Raw genomic sequence first — 19,327 nt, 5'->3', positions numbered from 1 at the left:
CGTCGGTATCCCGTAGGCGCCACTTGGGGTGAGGTGACGTAGGCAGACGGTTTACGCGGCTCCAGCTCTCCGCCGGTGCTTTGTGTGGGCGCCTGACCGCTGCAGCGACGGCTAAGCGTCCGGTGCGGTTCGCCCGCGCCCCAAAGGGGCGCGGGGCTGTGTCAATGTGCGGCTCCGCCGCGATGGGGGTCCCCCCGCGCGAGCTCGATTCGAGCGTGGGGGAGCGACCAGCCACGACGGACCCGCAGGTGCGGACGGTTCTTCCAGCGGAGCGCGTAGGTCGCCGAACCCTGCGATTTCGCACGTCTCACGCGCGCGTGCCAGCGGACTCGTACGCACCTCGACCCCGGAGAGCCCGTCGAACGGCGCCCGGTGCAGTCGCTCCCCGAGCAGCTTGGCGCCGCGCCTGCCTTCCTCCAGGAGAGCAATGTCACTCCTGCCGGTGTGCTTGCCGGCCAGTGACCACTCGGTCTGTCCGTGCCGGGCCAGCAGGATGCGCGGTGCCATGAGTTCGGCCTCCGGTGGGGTCAGGGATGGACCAGGAATGGCTCAGGGTCGGATTCAGGGATGACCCTCTGGTGGATCGCTCCATCATCGCCGAGGCTGCTTCGGGGCAACCCACTGGGCGATCTCAGCGTCTTGCAGGACCGAGGCGCCCCGTTCAGGCGTTCGCATAGGTTGGACCTTGGGGCGTGGCGCACCGGCCACGGGGTCAGAAGGGGGAGGGCGGTCGGATGCGGCGGACCGATGTACCGGTTACCGAGGCGGTATCGCGCGTTCGGCCCCGCTGGTGGGCGGAGCTGCCGCTGATCCTCCTGGTGTACGCGGTGTATTCGGCCGGCCGGCTGCTCGCGCGCGGGGACGTGACCACCGCCGTGGACCACGGTCTGGAGATCCTGCGCATCGAGAAGGTCTTCTACCTCAACGCCGAGCACCCGCTGAACCGCCTCTTCACCCGCGAGCCCTGGATCGGCATACCCGCCGACTTCTGGTACGCGTCGCTGCACTACCTCGTCACGCCCGCGATCCTGGTGTGGATCTTCCGCTCCCGGACCGTGCGTTACCGGGCGGCCCGCACCTGGCTGCTGGCGTCGACGTTCATCGGCCTGATCGGCTTCACGCTGCTGCCCACCTGCCCGCCCCGGCTGCTGTCCGCGAGCCACGGCTTCGTCGACACGATGGCCCAGTACAGCGACTACGGCTGGTGGGGCGGCGAGGCGAGCGCGCCGCGGGGCCTGGGCGGCATGACCAACCAGTACGCGGCGATGCCGAGCCTGCACGTCGGATGGGCGCTGTGGTGCGGGGTCATGCTGTGGAAGTACGGCGGCACACGGCTCACCAAGATCGCGGGGGTCGCGTATCCCTTGATCACCACGGTCGTGGTGATGGGCACCGCGAACCACTACTTCCTCGACGCGCTCGCGGGCGCCGCCGTGATGGGCGTCGGCCTGCTGCTGACCCGGCCGGTACTGCGGCTGGCGGACCGGGTTCGGGAGCGGTACGGGATACAGATACGGACGCGGATACGGCTGCTCGCCCGGGTCCGGACAGCGGGCACGCCTGGCTCGACACCCGTCGCTGCGCCGGTCCAGGAAGCGATCCCGGAATCCGTCCCGGAAGCGGTTCCCGAACCGGTCGTCGCCTCCGTCACAGCGGGCTCTCGAGCCGCAGGCTCCTCAATTGTCAGTGGTGGATGCCAGACTTCCCCGGGTGAGCGAATTCCGCGACAGCGCAAGGTCAGTGCCGGCCCAGGTTCCGGCACCGAGCAGGGAGCCGAACCCGAAGCAAATCCCGCCGACGCGGGGGACGAGACTCCGGCAGCGGCTCGCTGAGCTGCGCGGTCCGGCGGTCGCGCCGCAGCCGCTGGACGCCCGTGCCCTCGCGGCACTCGCCGCGAACCCCGGCTGCAAGCGCCGCGCCATCCTCGACGGAGCGGGGGTGAACAAGGCGGCGCTGGCGAGCGCGCTCGGCTCGCCGTCGGCCTTCGGGCAGTCACAGTTCGCGTTCATGCGGGGCAACGCCTTCGAGGCGAAGGTCAAGGCCGACGGAGGCGCTGAGCTGCTGCGGCTGGTGCACGAGAAGTTGGACCCGGGGGCGGAGCCGCCCGCGAACGGTCTCGTCCCCGACCTGACGGCCGTGGGCCCCGAGGGACGTGCGGCCCGTACGGCACTGGCGCTGCGCGAAGCGACCGAGGCCGGCGCCTGGACGCTGCTCGACCACCCCATGCTCGCGCTGGAGGTCGCGGGCTCACCCGCCTTCCTGGAGCCGGACGCGGTCGTGGTGCATCCCGACGGAAGCTGGACGGTCGTAGAGATCAAGTCCTTCCCGATGCTGGACGGTTCGGCGGACGCGGCGAAGGTGGGCGCGGCGGCGCGGCAGGCCGCGGTGTACGTACTGGCGCTGGAGCGGGTCGCGGACCGCATCACCCCCGCCCCCGAGGTACGGCACTCAGTGCTCCTGGTCTGCCCGAAGGACTTCTCGAACCTCCCCACCGCCTCCGCCGTCGACGTCCGCAAACAGCGCGCCGTGACCCGCCGCCAGCTGGACCGCCTCACCCGCATCGAGGACATCGCCGCCACCCTCCCAGAGGGCACCTGCTTCGCCCCCGACCTCCCCACCCCCGACCTGACGGCAGCAGTCGAGTCGGTCCCCGCCACCTACGCCCCCGAATGCCTCTCCACCTGCGAACTCGCCTTCCACTGCCGGAACCGCTCCCGCACCGAGGGCGCGGTGACGTCCCTGGGCCGCTCCCTGCGGGCAGAGCTGGGCGGCCTGACGACGGTCGACGACGTCCTGTCGGCAGCCCGCGGCGACTCCGGCGACCCGGACGACCCGGCGGTGGCCGCGCTGCGGAGAGCGGCGGAGTTGCGCGCGGAGGCGCTGGACGGCCGCGAGGGAGTGGGGCGGGCGACGTGCTGAGCGCATGGCAGCCCCGGTGCAGTCCGCGCCCCTTCAGGGGCGCGGGGCTGCATCAATATGCGGCTCCGCCGCGGGGGCGCGACCAGCACCCCGTCAGGGGCGCGGGGCTGTGTCAAATTGCGGCTCCGCCGCGGGGCGCGACCAGCCACAACGCACCCGCACGAACGACACCGACCCGCGCGGAGCGCCCCGTAAGGGGCGCGGGGCTGCGTCAATACGTGGCTCCGCCTCGTTGGGCGCGGCGAGCGCCCTTTAGGGGCGCGGGCCGTGACACTAGGCGGCTCCGCCGCGTGGGCGCGACCAGCCACAACGCACCCGCACGTACAACACCGAAACGTGCAAAGCGCCCCGCCTGGGACGGAGTCCCATGTCCCTGATCACCACCCTCGCCCGCCTCGAAGCCGTCGACACCGGCCGTGCCCAGCCGCTCGCCACGGTGCGGCACCGGCACCTCACCGAGCAGCCGCTCGTATTCGTGCCGCTCACGACCGCCGGAGAAGCCGGGGCCCCGCTAGGGGCACTCGTCGGCACCGACCGCGACGCGCCCCGGCTGCTCGTCGTGCCGCAGCCCCGCGACCGGGACCTGCGGTTCGCGTTCCTCGCCGAGCTGGCCGGCGTCGTCCTGCCGTACATCGACGCGTACGGCGAGGACGTCGAGGCCGCGGAACGCACCGAGACCGACCCCGAGACCGGCAAGCGAGTCAAGGTCGAGGTCGAACTGTGCGCGGACGCACCGCAGTTGATCGTGCCGAGCCGAGCCGGTATCGAGTTCGTACGGCTTCTCGGGCGTTCCATGCGCTTCCGCCGCACCGCCGAGCAGGACCCGGAGACGCCCCACCCGGCACCCCCGCACGTACCGCTGCTCGGGCGATGGCTGACGCACTACGGCGAGCGGGCCCGAGTGCCCGGCTCCGCGCTGCTGCTCGCCCTCACGGACGTACTGTCGCGCCACTGGGCCACCGGCCAGAGCAGCCTCGAGGACCAGCACCTCGGCGCACTGCTCGCCTGGATCGACCCACCCCAAGGCGAGTCCGGAGCCGAGGCCGCCCTGCGGGCCGAGCTCGGGCGCGACGCCAAGGGTCAGCTCCTCTGCCCGCCCGCCGGCCCCGCCACCGACCCGGCGTTCGACAACAAGCTGCTCGCCCCCGCCATCGAGCGCTACGACCGCGCCCGTACGGCACTCCAAGCCGCCGAAGACGGCCTCCAGGCGGACGACCGGCTCGGCGAACTCACCGCCGCCGAGCGCGAGATCCGCGACCTCGTCGACAGCCGCACCCGCCCCACCTGGGACGCGGTGTGGCACGGCCTCGACCTGCTGCGCACCCTGCCCGAGGGCACCCACGCCGCCGACCGCTGGACCCGCGACCGCTGGTCGTTCACCGGCCACCGGGACCGCGTGCTCGCAGGCGAGCCCCCGCAGCCGCGCCGCGACGACGCGGTCACCGCCGCGAACAAACTCGCCACGCGCGAGCGCGAACAGGCCCGCCTCGAAGCACAGGAAGCCCTCGACGACCCGCTCGTCATGGCCGGACGCCGGCTCGCCGGAGAGGCCTTCGCGGGCGAGGTCACGGACGTCGTCATGGCGTACAGCGAGAGCAAGCGCCCCAGCCCGCGCCCCCTCGTGACGGTCCGCACGGACGACCGTCCGCACCTCGCCGAGCGCGCCAAGGTGTACCGCTCGCTGGGCGGAAAGCCGCAGGCAGCGGAGTTCGTCGAGTACGTCGAAGGCGAGGCCGACGGCGCCGACACCGGAGGCAGGAGCATCGTCCTGCGCATCGTCGACAAGATGGGCCGCGGCAAGGAACCCGAGACCGGCTCCGTCCCCGAGAAGGGCGACCACGTCTGCTTCACGCTCTTCGAGCACGAACAGCGCGGCGGCGCGAAGCTGCCCGACCCGGAGGACACGCCTTGGACGCACGGCGGCCCACCGGGTGAGGCGACGGATCCCCCGGCCGACCCGGTGACCGAGGAGGACGTCCTATGACCACCACCGCTCCCTTCGACGCCAGCACCGAAGCGACCCGCGCCACCGACGCGATCCTGCGCGACACCCTCCACGGCACGCACCGCGGAGTCGTCGTCGACTCCCCGCCCGGCGCCGGCAAGTCCACGCTCGTCGTCCGCGCCGCGCTCGAACTGGCCGAGGCCGGACGCCCGTTGATGGTCATCGCGCAGACCAACGCGCAGGTCGACGACCTGGTCCTGCGGCTCGCCGACAAGAACCCCGAGCTGCCCGTCGGCCGCCTGCACAGCAGCGACCCGGACCCGTACGACAAGGCGCTCGACGACCTCCCGAACGTCCGCAAGTCGGCGAAGGCCGGAGACCTCGCCGGGCTCGACGTCGTGATCTCGACGGCCGCCAAGTGGGCCCACGTCAAGGGCGTCGAGCCCTGGGGGCACGCGATCGTCGACGAGGCGTACCAGATGCGCTCGGACGCGCTGCTCGCCGTCGCGGGCCTCTTCGAGCGGGCGCTGTTCGTGGGCGACCCGGGCCAGCTGGACCCGTTCGCGATCGTCGGCTCGGAGCAGTGGGCAGGGCTGTCGTACGACCCGTCCGCCTCGGCCGTGACGACGCTGCTCGCCCACAACCCGCAGCTGCCGCAGCACCGCCTCCCCGTCTCCTGGCGGCTCCCGGCGTCGGCGGCGCCGCTGGTCTCGGCCGCGTTCTACCCGTACACCCCGTTCCGCAGCGGCACGGAACACGGCGACCGGCGGCTGGACTTCGCGATCCCGTCGGACGGTTCGGGCCCCGACCGCGTGATCGACGAGGCGGCCGAGTCGGGCTGGGGACTGCTGGAACTCCCGGCCCGGCACACGCCTCGTACGGACCCCGAGGCGGTACGAGCACTGGCCCAGGTCGTACGCCGTCTCCTGGACCGAGGCGGCGCCGCCACCTCCGAGCGCTCCCCCGAGCCCACCCCCCTCACCGCCGACCGCATCGCCGTAGGCACGGCACACCGCGACCAGGCGGCAGCGGTCCGCTCGGCGCTGGCGGAGCTGGGCGCCGGCGACGTGACCGTAGACACGGCCAACCGCCTCCAGGGCCGCGAATACGACGTCACGGTCGTCCTGCACCCCCTCTCCGGCCGCCCCGACGCCACGGCCTTCCACCTGGAAACGGGCCGCCTCTGCGTCCTGGCCTCCCGCCACCGCCACGCCTGCATCGTGATCAGCCGCGCCGGAGTACCGGAACTCCTGGACGACCACCCCTCCACGGAGCCGGTCCAGCTGGGAGTCCCGCTGAAGTTCCCGGACGGCTGGGAGGCGAACCACGCGGTGTTCGCCCACCTCTCGAAACACCGGGTGCCATGGCAGCCGTAACGCAGAGAGCCCCCCGCCATGAACCCTGAGAATCCCGGCGGCCCGATGGTCCGTCGCGCGCACGCCTCGGACTGGACCGAACTCACCGGGATCGACTCCCTCGCGGCGTCGGGCGATGACGCGCGACGCGCAAACATCCGGCGCTGGTGCGAGCAGGGCCTGGTGCTGCTGGCCGAGGCCCAAGTGAACGGCTGCGCGTCCGGCGGTCCTGAGGCCCACTTGCGCGGTCAAGAGACAATGGACGGTGGCCCACCCACAAGGACGGGTCGTCCACCGCATGAGGAGGAGAAGTCATGGCGGAGCAAACGCCGCGTCGGAACGAGCCGCGGCTTCGCCCCGCGCCCCTGCTCTTCGAGCCCGCGGAGGCGGCCTCCGATCCGGAGCATTTCTTCGATCTGGAGTCGATCGACGATCCACGGGCGCTGCTGGACCGCGCCACGGAGCTGACACACGCGTTCCGCGCGGCCACCGACCGTGCCGTCGAGTTCCAGGCGATCGCCGCCGCGCAGCTCGCCGACCCCCGCCGGTTCGACCGGCTCACCGCGGCCGACATCGCCGAGCGGGCGGAGTGGACCGAGGACTACGCGAAGAGAATGGTCGACTTCGGCCGGGAACTGCTCAGCGGGACGAACGGCAAGGGTCTCGGGCATGGAATCGGCGATCTGCCCTGAGCCGCCGAGGCCCGAGCCGCGAGATCTGAGCCGCCGAGGCCCGAGCCGCGAGGCCTGAGTCGGCGAAACCTGATTCTTGGAGGCCTGAGCCGGCGAGACCTGAATCAGGGCCACCTGAATCAGGAGACCTGGGTCACGGAGGCTTGAGTCGGGGCAACGGCCGCCCGGCATATGCCGGGTGGGCAAGCTACCCCACTCGCACCCCTCCTGTCCCGATTTCCGGCGACTCCTCGCAATCGGCCTCTCACTGCCAGTAGACCTATGCGCCATGAGCGGCATGAGCAGCACAGGCAACCCGGCAGGCACCGTCGCGCCCAGCGCACGTACCGTCGCGCAAGGTGCACTCACCCTCACCTCGGACGGAGCCGCCTGGCTCGCGTCCGCACAGAGCCACAAGCACAGCGCCACCGTCGCCGTCCGGAACCGCCGGCCCACCACCCCGGCGGTCCTCCCCTGCGGCGCCGCCTTCGACGTCGTCAACGCCCCCGCGATCTTCGGCCGCCGCATGCTGGACGAGCTGTGGGGCGAGGGACCGGGTTCGGGGCCGGTGGCCGCGTACCGGGGGCGGATGCTCCTGTTCGCGACGCCGGGCACAGCGCAGCGACTGCCCGCGCTGCTGAAGTGGGAGGAGTGGGGCTCCGACGGCGGCGCGGGCCGCAGCCGCGCGATCCCGCCCCTGCTCTGCCACGGCCGGGGCGACGCGGTGACGGTCCCGCCCGCGGGTACGACAGCCGCCCCCGCGCCCATCCCCACCCCCGCCCGCTGGGTCGTCGCCCCGGACACCCAGCGGCCCTGGCTGCCAGGCCCGGAGGTCCTGCTCTGGGCAGCGGTACGCGCAGCTCGGGCGGCCCGGATATCGATTTTTCCTCCCCCGGATCCGGGTGCTAAGGTCTACGACGTCAGCAGGCGCCGCTAGCTCAGTTGGTTAGAGCAGCTGACTCTTAATCAGCGGGTCCGGGGTTCGAGTCCCTGGCGGCGCACGATAGCGATGGCGAGGCGTGTTCGCGGAAAGCGCGAACCTCCTCGCCATCGTTGTTTTTGCGCGGCTTCGCCGCGCGTTGTGGGGGCTCCGCCACCCACACCCCCGACGGGCGCGCTGTGACCGTCAGTCCGAGAGCTCACCCTGTCGAGATCCGCACCCCCCACGCCCCCGCGACCGTACGGCTCTCCACCTCGACCCGTACGTCCTCCCCCGGCACCGTGAAGCTCTCACCGAGCCCGACCGGGGCGTCCGCGAGCGGTGGATAGACCGACTCCTCCCGGCAGGCCGCGGTGTCGGGGTGGGCGTCGAGGACCTCGATCGGGCCGCCTCCGGACACGGCCTCACTGCGTACGCGATAGACGAGCACCCCCTGAGAACAGACCGCCCCGTCGTTCCCGACCCGCCCTCGCACCTCGAAGGCGAGCGCACTGTCCCGCCCGGTCCGCACCACCGCCAGCTTCGTCCCACCCCCCGCCGCAACTCCCACCGCACCCCCCATAGCCCCAGCGGCCACACCTGCCCCAGCCGCCCCAGCCCCAGCCCTCACCGGACCGCCGCTCGCCCCCAACGGCTCCAGCGCCAGCCGCGTACCGTCGCCACCCGCCGCCTGCACACACGACACCTGCCGCGATTCCAGCCAGCCGAGCTTCCACTTGTGCCAGGCGAAGAGATCCGGTGCGAGGCCGAACTGGCTGCCCATGAGGTCCCAGTCGCCGACGTACGTGTCCCAGTCGCCCCGATCGTCGGGCGGGCGGTGGTAGAGGTCGGGCAGGTCGAAGACGTGGCCGGTTTCGTGGGCCAGGACCAGGCGGTCCGGTGGATGCCGCTCGAAGACCGTGACGACCCGGCGGATGTCCGTGCCGTCGGCGCGTAGCGGCGACTCCAAGTTGACCACCTTCGTCGCGTCCGAGTTGACGCCGGGTGCATCCGGGTCGGCGACGAAGTAGACGACGTCGTAACGCGAGAAGTCGACCCGCGCGTCGGACGCGGCGAGGGCGTCGCGCAGATACGCGGAACGGCGCGCGGAGTTCCAGTCGCGCCGTATGGCGTACGCCGTGGAGGCACTCGGCATCGGAAGCCATGAACGCACTGCGTGCGGGCGCAGCGTGAACTTGCCATAGGAGGCGCGTTCGAAGAAGCGGCTGGTGGACGGGAAGTGGTCGGCCGTCAGTTCGGTGGGTGTGGTCCGCGGGACGGAGTCGGGGAAGGAGAGGAAGACCATCACCGCGTCGAGTTGGCGGTCTGGGCGCGGATAGGCGGTGTTCCAGGTGTCGAGGCCCACGGAGTGGTGCGCGTCGGTTCGCTTCAGAGCGCAGGGCGTCAAGGGCGGTACGGCATTGGAAGGGCCCGCCGCCAGGGAGGTCGCGGCGAGCGCCGTCATGGAGGTGAACAGTGCCGCGGGACCACGCCAACGAGGTCGTGCCCCGCCACGGGTGAGCCCCTTGAGGGGGAACAGACGCGGCACTTCGACCTCCGGTGCGGAATTCGGGATACCACACCCAGCCTGTACGTATTTGTCAGCCAACGTCCTGTTTGTCTGCACCAGAAGGGTGAGCACAAGGGCATCTGGATGAGCACGCCACAGGGAAGCTGACACCCTGAGCACTCACGGAACGTCACAACCGATCGGCCCCTGAAGGAACATGTCCACGTGCGGGCAGAAACGATCTGTCAGAAGAGCCGGTTAATTGGGGAGACTGAGGAGTAGCTGGAAGGCGTTCGGGCCAGCCTCTATGATCGGCACACTTTCCTGCGCGGACACGGCTAGAGCGGCCGTCCTCCACCGGCCGACCACCCGACGAGACCTGTACGAGTAACGAGTGCACAGCGGGAGCGAACGGTGAGCGGAATGTCCGATGGGCCGGTGCCGGCGGCGGACCTTGTCCGGCCGACGGTCACAGAAAGTGACAGTCAGCCGCTTTCTCACGAGGAGACGACCCCACGCGTCGACACTCACACCTCACGCGTGGACACGCGTACCACACGTACCGAACCGGTGACATCACGCGCCGAGGCCGAGCCTCCACCCGCCCCCACCGGAAGCCCCGGGACCGGCAGCACGACCGACGACCTCGAGGACCGTACATTCCGGTCCGCCTTCGACTTCGCCCCCGTGGCGATGGCCGTCGTCGACCGCGAAGGCCTGGTCGTCACGGCCAACGACGCGCTGGCCGCACTGCTCGGCGCCGGCCCGGACGGACTCGCGGGCCGGGTCGCCGCCGATCTGGTGGACCTGGCCTCCGACGCCCGCACCTGGCACGCGTACCGCGAGGTGCTCCGCGGCCGACAGGCCAGACTGCGCTGCACCCGACGACTCAAACACCCCGACGGGCACTCCCTCTGGGCCCAGGTGACGGTCTCTCCGCTCCCGGAGGAGGAGCAGGCCGTGCTGGTGTCGGTCTGCGACATCAGCGCCCGCCGTGAACTCCAGGCGCGGCTGCGGCACTTGCAGATGCACGACCCGGTGACGCGGCTGCCCAACCGCACCCTGTTCTTCGAGCGCCTGTCGGCCGCGCTGGAGGCGGAGGCGTACGAGGAGTCGGGCACCGGCCGGATCGGGCTGTGCTACCTGGACCTCGACGGCTTCAAGGCGGTCAACGACACGCTCGGCCACCGCATCGGCGACCGGCTGCTCGCGGCCGTCGCCGAGCGGCTGACGCGCTGCGCGGACGAGGCCGGTCACGCGCGAGCGGTCAAGCCGCTGGTCGCCCGGCTCGGCGGCGACGAGTTCGCGCTGCTGGTCGAGGACTCGACGGGTACGGAGCAGCTGGCGGAGCTCGCCAAGTCCGTACTGACGGCCCTTCAGGCGCCCTTCGACATCTCCGGGCAGCGGCTGTCGGTCTCGGCCTCGATCGGGGTCGTCGAGCGGCACGCGGCCGACACCACCGCGACGGGCCTGATGCAGGCCGCCGATACGACGCTGTACTGGGCGAAGGCCGACGGAAAGTCCCGCTGGACGCTCTTCGACCCGGAGCGCAACGCCCACCGTATGACCCGTCAGGCCCTCGCCTCCACCCTCCGCCCCGCCATCGAGAAGGGTGAATTCGCCCTGGAATACCAGCCGTTGGTGGGCATGGAGGACGGCGGTGTACGCGGGGTCGAGGCGCTGGTCCGCTGGAACCATCCTCAGTTCGGCACACTGACGCCGAATCGGTTCATCGGACTTGCTGAAGAAGACGGTTCCATCGTGCAGTTGGGGCGCTGGGTGCTGGCCACCGCCTGCCGGCAGGCGCGCCGCTGGCAGTTGGACCACCCGGATGTGCCGCCGGTCTTCGTGAGCGTGAACGTGGCGGTGCGTCAGGTCTGGGACTCCGACCTGGTGGCGGACGTCGCGGCGATCCTCACGGAGACCGGACTCGCCCCGCATCTCCTCCAGTTGGAGCTCACCGAGTCGGCCGTGATGGGCTCGGCGGGCCGCCCGCTGCAGGCCCTGCAAGCACTCAGCGACATGGGCGTACGCATCGCCATCGACGACTTCGGCACCGGGTACTCCAACCTCGCCTACCTCAGCCGCCTCCCGGTCTCCGTGCTGAAGCTCGACGGCTCGTTCGTACGGGGCTTCCAGTACGAGGAGGCTGGCAACCGCGCGAACCCCGCCGACGAGGTCATCGTCGAAGCCCTCATCGAACTCGCCCACCGGCTGGGCCTGACGGTCACCGCCGAGTGCGTGGAGACCGCCGGGCAGGCCTCCCGACTGCGGCGCATCGGCTGCGACACCGGCCAGGGGTGGCTGTACTCCCGGCCGGTGGCGGCGGATCGTATCTCCGCACTATTGACAGGGGCGGACTCAGGGGCGGACTGTCCTCAGGCCTGAGCCGTCCGCGTCTGCGGCAACTCGTAGGCGTCGGCGATCAGTTCGTACGAGCGCAGGCGTACGTCTCCGCTGTGGGCGTGGCTCGTGAGCATCAACTCGTCCGCGCCCGTGCGCTTTTGGAGGTCGTCGAGGCCTGCGCGGACCTCCTCCGCGGTGCCGTGGATGACGTTGGAGTTCCAGGAGTCGATGAACTCCCGCTCCATGGGGCTGAATTCGTACGCCTCCGCCTCCTCCGGAGTGGGCACGAGCCCCGGTCGCCCGGTGCGCAGACGGATCATGCTCAGGGCCCCGGCCATGACCTGGCGACGAGCCTCCTTCTCGTCGTCCGTGGCGAGCGCGGAGACGCCGATGAGGGCGTACGGGGCGTCGAGGACGTCGGAGGGTGTGAACGACTCGCGGTAGAGGTCGAGGGCCGGAATCGTGTTCTGCGCCGAGAAGTGGTGCGCGAAGGCGAACGGGAGGCCGAGGCTGCCGGCGAGCCGGGCGCTGAAGCCGGAGGAGCCGAGGAGCCAGACGGGTGGGCGGTGCGGGTCCTGTACGCCGCCGGGGGCGGTCGCCTGGATGGGGCCCGGGACCGCGTGGATACGGGCGTAGCGGTGGCCGTCCGGGAAGTCGTCGTCCAGGAAGCGGGTCAGCTCCGCGAGTTGCTGGGGGAAGTCGTCTGCGCCCTCGTTGAGCCGGTCGGTGCGGCGCAGGGCCGCCGCCGTCGCTCCGTCCGTACCCGGGGCGCGGCCGAGGCCCAGGTCGATACGACCCGGGGCCATGGCCTCCAGGGTGCCGAACTGTTCCGCGATGACGAGCGGCGCGTGGTTGGGCAGCATCACGCCGCCCGAGCCGAGGCGGATCCGGTGGGTGTGGGCGGCGAGGTGGGCGAGGATCACGGCCGGGGAGGTCGATGCGACGCCGGGCATGGAGTGGTGCTCGGCCACCCAGTAACGGTGGAAGCCGCGGCTCTCTGCGAGGCGGGCGATTTCGACGCTGGTGCGGAGGGCGTCGGTGGCGGTGTGTCCGGCGCCGACAGTTGCCAGGTCCAGCACGGAGAGCGGCACCGGGGCGGTGCCCGCCGTGTCGCCTCGTATCTCGTCTGCCGCCACGGGGTGCCTCCTGCTGGGTACGACGGTGGGTCCGCGGCGTTCTAACGGGGGCCGGTCGGCGGTTTATTCCGCCCCAGGAGAAGCCGAATCGTCGCCGGGCGATTCGGCGCCCACTCCAGCGGCGCGGAGGCCGACCTCGAGCATGTACACGAGCTCGGAGTTGAGGGACCGCCGTTCGGACTTGGCGTGATCGCGTAGCCGGTCACGGAGGTCTTCAGGGAGACGGAGAGTCATGCGGACTTCATTGATCATGGTGCTATTATGGTGGCATGAAGACACTAAAGAAAGTCGAGGGCACCGGGCACGCCCGGTGGACCTTCCGGCTTCGCGTGTCGTCTACCGCCCGCTCCGCCCTGATGGGCGAATGGGACCGGTGCCGTTGGGTGTGGAACGAGTGCGTGGCCAAGTCCCAGGCCGTTCACCTGCACAACAAGGTGACCGGGGAGAAACAGACGTGCGGCCCAGCACAGCTCGACAGGATGCTGACCGAAGCCCGCGCCCGTATCCCGTGGCTGCGCGAGGGCTCATCAGTTCCCCAACAGCAGATCATCCGCGACTTCGGCCGCTCCCGCACCAAGGCACAGAAGGACATCCAAGAACGCCTACCGGTGCGGCAGCGGGCCGGGATGCCGAAGTGGAAGACCAAACGCGAGGCACTGCCCACCCTGAACTACCCCCGGCGTGGGTTCCGGTTGAAGGGCGGCCGTCTGCACCTGGCCGGGGGCATCGTACTGACGGTCGTGTGGTCGCGGGAACTGTCGGCTGAGCCGTCCTCGGTGCGCGTATACCAGGACAGCCTCGGGCACTGGTACTGCTCGTTCGTCGTGCCCGCCCAGATACAGCCGCTGCCGGAGACTGGCCGCGCACTCGGTATCGACTGGGGTGTGAAGGAGACCGCCACCACCACATCCGAGGCCCACGACCTCCCGCACGCCGGGCACGGCGAGAAAGCCCAGGAGAAGCTGAGCCGGTATGACCGGATGATGCCCGCCGCAGGCCGGCGAAGGGTCAACCTGGATCGAAGGGCTACCGCGCGGCGAAGAAGCTGCGGGCGGAGGCGCACAAGAAAGTTGCCAGGCAGCGTGAGGACACCGGCCGCAAGTGGGCCAAGAAGGTGGTCCGCGACCACGACGCCGTCGCGGTGGAGGACTTTCGTCCGAAGTTCCTGGCCAGGACCACCATGGCCCGCAAGGCCGCAGACACCGCCATCGGCGCCACCAAGGCCGCTCTGATCGAGATGGGCCGCAAGCACGGGCGGGACATCCGCCTGGTCCACCCCGCGCACACCACGATGGACTGCAGTGCGGAGCGAGAGCCAAGCACGCTCCCCCACTGCCTTAAAGGCGTGGGGGGACCCCCAGCCGCTGGGTGAGCGCACCTACACCTGCACCGCCTGCGGAACCGTGTCCCCACGGGACAAGAACTCCGCACGCGTGATGCTCGTCCGGGCTGGTCTCAACCCGGTTGGTGCCGATGGCGGAAGACCTCCTGGAGCGCTGCTCCAGGAGGCGGCCTGAGCCAGGAATCCTCTCCCTTCAGGGAGGGGAGGATTCAAACCTGAACAATTGGCTCCCGTGTGAAGAGCATCCCCAGCTCAGGCGCGTTCACCCGGCGGTCGGCCAACCGCAGGGCTTCCCAGACCGTGACCTGGTTCGCGGTGAGGACGGGTTTGGCGAGGGCCTTCTCCAGGGCGGGGAGGTGGGAGGCCGTGTGGAGGGCGGTGTCCGGGAGGAGGACGGCTTCCGCGTCGGGGTGGTCGCCCTGGCGGGCCATGGTGAGGACCTCGTCGGCGCCCCACGTGCCGACCTCCGCCGCCGTGATGATGCCGCTGCCGCGGACGGAGACCACCTCGATCCCCGCGTCCTTCAGGAACGCCGAGAACAACGCGGCCACATCCTCCGGATACGTCGCCGCGATCGCGACCCGTCGCGCGCCGATCTCACGGATCGCGTGGACGAAGGCGAAGGACGTCGAGGAGGCGGGCATGCCGGCCGCGAGAGCGAGGGTGCGGACCTGCTCATGGGCGCCCTCCCAGCCGTACACGAAGCTGCCGGACGTGCATGCCCACACCACCGCCTCCGCACCGGACAGCCGCAGCTCCTCGACGCCGGCCGCGAGCCGGGCCGCCGAGCCCATCTCCAGCAGCGCGTCCTCGCGGTGGGCGTCCTCGCCGATGTCCGTGTGGACGAGCGGGAGGCGGATGTCGCTCCCCAGGAGCTGCTCGATGCGCGGGTAGTCGTCCTCGGCCGAGTGGCCCGGGTAGAGGAATCCGAGTGCCGTCATGCCCAACCTTCCTGTTCTTCCGGCAGTACGGGCCCCTGTGACTCAGGCACCGACCCCGGCATCGCTCCCGGAACCGACCCCGGGATCGATGCTTCCGGGATCGGAGCTTCCGGGACCGATCCCGGCATCGATGTTTCCGGGAACGCTCCCGGCATCGACTCCGGCAGCGATTCCGGCATCACCGGATGCTGCCGCGCCGAATGGTCGATCAGCGCCTGATAGGGCCCCACCGCTCGCGTACCCATGTGACGCAGTGCGGCCCACATCGTCACCTGGTTGGCTGAGATGACGGGAATCCGCAGCTCTGCCTCCAGCTGGGGGATCACGTCGTACGTGGGGAGGTTGGTGCAGCTGATGAACAGCGCGTCCGCGGCGCCGCGGACCGCCTCGCGGGCCATGTCGACGACGTCCCGGTAGGGGACCTTCCAGATGTGCCGGGTCAGGCCGAGAGAGGAGGTGCCGATGATCTCGATGCCGGCCTCGGCGAGGTACTCCTCCAGGGCCCGGGTCACCGACACGGTGTAGGGCGTGACCAGGGCGATCCTGCGGGCGCCCAGTTCCTGGAGGGCTTCGAGGAGCGCACCGGAGGTGGTCAGGGACTGCACCTCGCCGGCCCGCGTCATCGCCTCGCACATCGCCCGCTCGCCCGCGATACCGCCGACGAAACTGCCCGACGTACAGGCGTACGCGACGACCTCGGGATGTACCGCGTTCAGCGCGCGCACCGCTTCGCCGAGCGTCTCGTGCTCACTGACCAGCCGTGCGAGGTCGAGGCTGACCTCGACGGGCACAAAAGGGGTGCGGGTCAGATGCAGAGAGACCTCGTCCGGCACCCAGCGCCACAGCTCGCGGTCCAGGGCGAAGTCGAAGGGAGCGACGATGCCGACACCGCGTTGTGGGTGCGGTCCACCGAGGAAGGAGACGTCCATGAGCAGGCCCCAAACTCAAGTCGAGCTAATGAGTTGATGGTGAAGAACCGGCCCGAGGGGCCGGGGGACACAAGCCGGCGCATGCCGGGACGTCGGGACAGGAAAGCGGACCGCCTACGGGTCCATGTTGACGAAGGTAGGTTCCGGTGCCAGCGTGGTCAATCCGTGCATCTCAGACGGCTTCCGCAGTTGTCCCGCAAGTGTGCCCAGACCCAAGAGAAGCGGACTCGGATTGCGAAACGGTTTCCCCCCGATGACGGCACCCATGTCCCCGTACACGGCCGAAAACAAGCCGACCCTTTTGGTGCTCGACGCCGAGCCACCGCCTCGGCTCGGGCGGCTCACCGGGCGGGCCCGGGTCGAGCACGCCGACGAGTCGACGTTGGCCTCGTTGCTGCCAGCCGCGGATGTCCTGCTTGTGTGGGACTTCACATCGCACGCGGTGCGGCGCGCGTGGCCCGGCGACGGGCCGCGGCCGCGTTGGGTGCACACGGCGAGTGCGGGCGTGGACCATCTGATGTGTCCGGAGCTTGCCTCGTCCGAGACGGTGGTGACGAACGCGCGCGGCGTCTTCGATCAGCCGATCGCCGAGTACGTGGCTGCGCTCGTGCTGGCCATGGCCAAGGATCTGCCGCGTACGTTGGAACTTCAGCGGGGGCGGGAGTGGCGGCACCGCGAATCGCAGCGGGTCGCGGGTACGCGTGCGTGCGTGGTCGGCTCCGGGCCGATCGGCCGGGCGATCGAGCAGACCCTGAAGGCGCTCGGCATCAAGACTGCTCTGGTCGGGCGTACGGCGCGTGCCGGTGTCCACGGTCCCGACGAACTCGACCGGCTGATGGCGCGGGCGGATTGGGTGGTGTCCGCGGCGCCTCTCACCGACGAGACGGCTGGAATGTTCAACGCGCGGCGCTTCGGCCTCATGCAGCCGTCCGCGCGCTTCATCAACGTCGGGCGGGGGCAGCTCGTCGACGAGGACGCGCTGGCGGAGGCTTTGTCGAAGCACTGGATCGCGGGTGCGGCGCTCGACGTCTTCGAACACGAGCCGCTCACTGCGGAGAGCCCCTTGTGGGAGCTCCCTGGCCTGATCGTCTCGCCGCACATGAGCGGCGACACGATCGGGTGGCGGGATGAACTCGGGGCGCAGTTCGTGGAGTTGTACGAGCTGTGGGAGGCGGGGGAGCCACTGCCCAACGTGGTGGACAAGCAGCGTGGGTACGTACCAGGCCACTGAACTCCCTTCGGACTCCGAAGAACTCCCTTGGAGGCGTGCATGACCGAGCTCACCGAGCTGACCGCGCTGCAACTCGTCGACGGGTACCGCAAGGGCGAATTCAGCCCCGTGGAGGCGACGCGGGACGCTCTCCGACGGGCCGAGGAGATCCAGCCCTCCGTGAACGCCTTCGTCCGCCTCACCGCTGACGAGGCGCTCGAGCGGGCGCGGGAGTCGGCCGAGCGATGGCGGCGCGGTGAGCCGGCCGGGCTCCTGGACGGGGTGCCGGTCACGGTGAAGGACATTCTGCTGATGCGGGGCGGGCCCACGCTGAAGGGCTCCAACACCGTGCGGGTGGAAGGGCGTTGGGACGAGGACGCGCCCTCGGTGGCCCGGCTGCGCGAGCACGGTGCCGTCTTCATCGGCAAGACGACGACGCCGGAGTTCGGGTGGAAGGGCGTCACGGACTCGCCGCAGTCGGGGATCACGCGGAATCCGTACGACCTGTCGCGTACGCCGGGCGGTTCCAGCGGCGGGAGCGCGGCGGCCGTGGCCATGGGTGCGGGCCCGCTGTCGCTGGGCACGGACGGCGGCGGCAGTGTCCGTATCCCGGCCGCGTTCTGCGGGATCTTCGCGCTGAAGCCGACGTACGGGCGGGTGCCGCTGTATCCGGCGAGCGCCTTCGGGACGCTCGCACACGTGGGACCGATGACGCGGGACGCCGCCGACGCGGCTCTCCTGATGGACGTGATCAGCGGCACGGACGCCCGCGACTGGTCCGCGCTCGCGCCGCCGACCGGGCGATTCACGGATGCGCTGGACGGCGGTGTGCGGGGGCTGCGGGTCGCGTACTCGCCCTCCCTGGGCGGGCAGGTGCCCGTACGACCCGGTGTCGCGGCGGCCGTGCGGCGGGGTGTGGAGGGGCTCGCGTCCCTCGGCGCGTTCGTCGAGGAGGCCGACCCCGATTTCACCGAGCCGGTGGAGGCCTTCCACACCCTGTGGTTCAGCGGGGCCGCCCGGGTGACGCAGAATCTCGGGCCGCATCAGCGGGAGCTGCTGGATCCGGGGCTGCGAGAGGTCTGCGACCTGGGTGCCCGTTACAGCGCGCTCGACTATCTGGCCGCGGTGGACGTACGGATGGATTTGGGCCGGCGGATGGGCCGCTTCCACGAGAAGTACGACCTGCTGGTCACGCCGACGCTGCCGATCACCGCGTTCGAGGCGGGCGCGGAGGTGCCGAAGGGCTCGGGGCACCGGCGGTGGACGGGCTGGACCCCGTTCACGTACCCCTTCAACATGTCGCAGCAGCCCGCGGCCAGCGTCCCCGTCGGCCTGGACGGGGACGGCCTGCCGGTGGGCCTGCAGCTCGTGGCCGCCCGCCACCGGGACGACCTGGTGCTACGCGCGGCGCACGCGCTGTACGAGGCGGGGGTCGCCCATGTGGATCCCCCGCCAAGCGCTCCGCTGGAAGCACGGTGATGAAGCTGCGGGCCCGGTGGGGGCTGGTCGCGCAGTTCCCCGCGCCCCTTATGGGGCGCGGCAGCGCACCGGACTTCGCCAAGGCCACACAGCCATTGGCTCAGGCTCTCCGGAAACTCAGCGTCTCCCCCAGCGCGCCTGCCCTCCACAGGTCGTTGCACGCTTCCGCCATGCCTTCCAGGCCCTCCACCACCTGGCCCCAGACGATGCCGGGGACCCAGCCGACATCGGCGTTGATCAGCAGGTTGTTGCGTTCGTAGAAGAGGGCCAGGTCGATGACCGGGGTGCCGTGCTGGACGCCGGATGCCCCGCCGTAGCCGTACGACTTCGTGCCCAGCTGTGTGCCGGAGAAGGAGAAGTAGCACAGGTCGCCGGGGATGGGGGTGACGGTGGGGTTTTCGAGCGGGGGTTCGTCGGGGGCGAAGGCGGGGAGCAGGGTGTAGATCTCGTTGCGGGCGTACTTCGCGTGGTAGACGTCGCTGCCGAGCGGGAGCGCGTTCCACACCGCCTCGCAGGTGATGGGGGCGCGGTCGTCGAGGAGCTTTGCGGTGCAGTGGACTCCGCGCTTGGTCAGGGAGACGTCGATGTAACGGTCGGCCATGGTCACACCCGTACCCCGGTGTGG

15 protein-coding genes, 1 tRNA gene and 2 pseudogenes are annotated in these 19,327 nt (G+C 70.8%); 11 read left to right on the top strand and 7 right to left on the bottom strand.

The window, feature by feature from the left end; genetic code table 11:
- Nucleotides 1-270 precede the first annotated feature (270 nt).
- Nucleotides 271-507: pseudogene (locus ACQEVY_RS29900) on the bottom strand (histidine phosphatase family protein); the annotation flags it as partial.
- 227 nt (nucleotides 508-734) lie between these two features.
- Here ACQEVY_RS29900 and ACQEVY_RS29895 point away from each other — a divergent pair.
- From ACQEVY_RS29895 to ACQEVY_RS29865, 7 genes are all read left to right on the top strand, one after another.
- Nucleotides 735-1,832 (top strand): phosphatase PAP2 family protein, encoded by a 1,098-nt coding sequence (locus ACQEVY_RS29895; RefSeq protein WP_432952469.1) that lies wholly within the window; start codon nucleotides 735-737, stop codon nucleotides 1,830-1,832.
- Nucleotides 1,789-2,919 carry a hypothetical protein gene (locus ACQEVY_RS29890; RefSeq protein WP_432955465.1) on the top strand — a complete coding sequence of 377 codons (1,131 nt, stop codon included), beginning with the start codon at nucleotides 1,789-1,791 and terminating at the stop codon, nucleotides 2,917-2,919. Before ACQEVY_RS29895 ends, ACQEVY_RS29890 begins: the two co-directional genes overlap by 44 nt.
- Nucleotides 2,920-3,286: 367 nt before the next feature.
- A complete protein-coding gene (locus ACQEVY_RS29885; RefSeq protein ID WP_432952468.1) occupies nucleotides 3,287-4,903 on the top strand; it encodes a hypothetical protein in 1,617 nt (538 codons plus the stop codon).
- A complete protein-coding gene (locus ACQEVY_RS29880; RefSeq protein WP_432952467.1) occupies nucleotides 4,900-6,240 on the top strand; it encodes an AAA domain-containing protein in 1,341 nt (446 codons plus the stop codon). Before ACQEVY_RS29885 ends, ACQEVY_RS29880 begins: the two co-directional genes overlap by 4 nt.
- 293 nt (nucleotides 6,241-6,533) lie before the next feature.
- Nucleotides 6,534-6,911, top strand: coding sequence for a hypothetical protein (locus ACQEVY_RS29875; protein WP_432952466.1), 378 nt, complete (start codon nucleotides 6,534-6,536; stop codon nucleotides 6,909-6,911).
- A 277-nt stretch (nucleotides 6,912-7,188) separates the two neighbouring features.
- Entirely contained in the window at nucleotides 7,189-7,827 is a 639-nt protein-coding gene (locus ACQEVY_RS29870; RefSeq protein WP_432952465.1) for a hypothetical protein, read from the top strand.
- Nucleotides 7,818-7,891, top strand: a tRNA-Lys gene (locus ACQEVY_RS29865). Before ACQEVY_RS29870 ends, ACQEVY_RS29865 begins: the two co-directional genes overlap by 10 nt.
- Before the next feature lie 138 nt (nucleotides 7,892-8,029).
- On the opposite strand, the gene ACQEVY_RS29860 is transcribed toward ACQEVY_RS29865, so the two are convergent.
- A complete protein-coding gene (locus ACQEVY_RS29860) occupies nucleotides 8,030-9,274 on the bottom strand; it encodes a M6 family metalloprotease domain-containing protein (protein WP_432952464.1) in 1,245 nt (414 codons plus the stop codon).
- Nucleotides 9,275-9,742: 468 nt separating this feature from the next.
- Here ACQEVY_RS29860 and ACQEVY_RS29855 point away from each other — a divergent pair, with 468 nt between their 5' ends.
- The gene (locus tag ACQEVY_RS29855) at nucleotides 9,743-11,707 is read left to right on the top strand and encodes a putative bifunctional diguanylate cyclase/phosphodiesterase (RefSeq protein WP_432952463.1); all 1,965 of its coding nucleotides are present in this window, start codon (nucleotides 9,743-9,745) and stop codon (nucleotides 11,705-11,707) included.
- Here the strand turns inward: ACQEVY_RS29855 and ACQEVY_RS29850 are convergent.
- Together ACQEVY_RS29850 and ACQEVY_RS29845 are read right to left on the bottom strand one after the other, a co-directional pair.
- Nucleotides 11,698-12,801, bottom strand: coding sequence for an LLM class flavin-dependent oxidoreductase (locus ACQEVY_RS29850; RefSeq protein WP_432952462.1), 1,104 nt, complete (start codon nucleotides 12,799-12,801; stop codon nucleotides 11,698-11,700). The two genes, ACQEVY_RS29855 and ACQEVY_RS29850, sit on opposite strands and share 10 nt — an antisense overlap.
- A gap of 63 nt (nucleotides 12,802-12,864) precedes the next feature.
- The gene (locus tag ACQEVY_RS29845) at nucleotides 12,865-13,053 is read right to left on the bottom strand and encodes an Arc family DNA-binding protein (RefSeq protein ID WP_432952461.1); all 189 of its coding nucleotides are present in this window, start codon (nucleotides 13,051-13,053) and stop codon (nucleotides 12,865-12,867) included.
- Between the two features lie 17 nt (nucleotides 13,054-13,070).
- Here ACQEVY_RS29845 and ACQEVY_RS29840 point away from each other — a divergent pair.
- Nucleotides 13,071-14,318 (top strand): annotated as a pseudogene (locus ACQEVY_RS29840) (RNA-guided endonuclease InsQ/TnpB family protein).
- Between the two features lie 34 nt (nucleotides 14,319-14,352).
- Here ACQEVY_RS29840 and ACQEVY_RS29835 read toward each other — a convergent pair.
- Together ACQEVY_RS29835 and ACQEVY_RS29830 are read right to left on the bottom strand one after the other, a co-directional pair.
- A complete protein-coding gene (locus ACQEVY_RS29835; protein WP_432952460.1) occupies nucleotides 14,353-15,084 on the bottom strand; it encodes a maleate cis-trans isomerase family protein in 732 nt (243 codons plus the stop codon).
- Nucleotides 15,081-16,013, bottom strand: a complete 933-nt coding sequence (locus tag ACQEVY_RS29830) for a maleate cis-trans isomerase family protein (RefSeq protein ID WP_432952459.1) — start codon at nucleotides 16,011-16,013, stop codon at nucleotides 15,081-15,083. The genes ACQEVY_RS29835 and ACQEVY_RS29830 overlap by 4 nt, the downstream gene beginning before the upstream one ends.
- Before the next feature lie 253 nt (nucleotides 16,014-16,266).
- On the opposite strand from ACQEVY_RS29830, the gene ACQEVY_RS29825 reads away from it, so the two are divergent.
- A complete protein-coding gene (locus ACQEVY_RS29825; RefSeq protein WP_432952458.1) occupies nucleotides 16,267-17,244 on the top strand; it encodes a D-2-hydroxyacid dehydrogenase in 978 nt (325 codons plus the stop codon).
- 39 nt (nucleotides 17,245-17,283) lie between these two features.
- Nucleotides 17,284-18,702, top strand: a complete 1,419-nt coding sequence (locus ACQEVY_RS29820) for an amidase (protein WP_432952457.1) — start codon at nucleotides 17,284-17,286, stop codon at nucleotides 18,700-18,702.
- Nucleotides 18,703-18,802: 100 nt separating this feature from the next.
- Here ACQEVY_RS29820 and ACQEVY_RS29815 read toward each other — a convergent pair whose 3' ends face one another.
- Nucleotides 18,803-19,303 carry a DUF3830 family protein gene (locus tag ACQEVY_RS29815; RefSeq protein ID WP_432952456.1) on the bottom strand — a complete coding sequence of 167 codons (501 nt, stop codon included), beginning with the start codon at nucleotides 19,301-19,303 and terminating at the stop codon, nucleotides 18,803-18,805.
- Between the last annotated feature and the right edge of the window lie 24 nt (nucleotides 19,304-19,327).

The organism is Streptomyces sp. CA-288835 (assembly GCF_050936385.1).
Classification (GTDB): domain Bacteria; phylum Actinomycetota; class Actinomycetes; order Streptomycetales; family Streptomycetaceae; genus Streptomyces.
The sequence above is the reverse complement of the archived record's forward strand: the minus strand, read 5'-3'. Positions and strand labels throughout refer to the sequence as shown.

Excerpts from the sequence above, each read along its gene's own strand:
- ACQEVY_RS29895 (WP_432952469.1), top strand. The coding sequence starts at position 735 with ATGCGGCGGACCGATGTACCGGTTACCGAGGCGGTATCGCGCGTTCGG.
- ACQEVY_RS29885 (WP_432952468.1), top strand. The coding sequence starts at position 3,287 with ATGTCCCTGATCACCACCCTCGCCCGCCTCGAAGCCGTCGACACCGGC.
- ACQEVY_RS29880 (WP_432952467.1), top strand. The coding sequence starts at position 4,900 with ATGACCACCACCGCTCCCTTCGACGCCAGCACCGAAGCGACCCGCGCC.
- ACQEVY_RS29875 (WP_432952466.1), top strand. The coding sequence starts at position 6,534 with ATGGCGGAGCAAACGCCGCGTCGGAACGAGCCGCGGCTTCGCCCCGCG.
- ACQEVY_RS29870 (WP_432952465.1), top strand. The coding sequence starts at position 7,189 with ATGAGCAGCACAGGCAACCCGGCAGGCACCGTCGCGCCCAGCGCACGT.
- ACQEVY_RS29860 (WP_432952464.1), bottom strand. The coding sequence starts at position 9,274 with ATGACGGCGCTCGCCGCGACCTCCCTGGCGGCGGGCCCTTCCAATGCC.
- ACQEVY_RS29855 (WP_432952463.1), top strand. The coding sequence starts at position 9,743 with ATGTCCGATGGGCCGGTGCCGGCGGCGGACCTTGTCCGGCCGACGGTC.
- ACQEVY_RS29845 (WP_432952461.1), bottom strand. The coding sequence starts at position 13,053 with ATGATCAATGAAGTCCGCATGACTCTCCGTCTCCCTGAAGACCTCCGT.
- ACQEVY_RS29835 (WP_432952460.1), bottom strand. The coding sequence starts at position 15,084 with ATGACGGCACTCGGATTCCTCTACCCGGGCCACTCGGCCGAGGACGAC.
- ACQEVY_RS29830 (WP_432952459.1), bottom strand. The coding sequence starts at position 16,013 with ATGGACGTCTCCTTCCTCGGTGGACCGCACCCACAACGCGGTGTCGGC.
- ACQEVY_RS29825 (WP_432952458.1), top strand. The coding sequence starts at position 16,267 with ATGACGGCACCCATGTCCCCGTACACGGCCGAAAACAAGCCGACCCTT.
- ACQEVY_RS29820 (WP_432952457.1), top strand. The coding sequence starts at position 17,284 with ATGACCGAGCTCACCGAGCTGACCGCGCTGCAACTCGTCGACGGGTAC.
- ACQEVY_RS29815 (WP_432952456.1), bottom strand. The coding sequence starts at position 19,303 with ATGGCCGACCGTTACATCGACGTCTCCCTGACCAAGCGCGGAGTCCAC.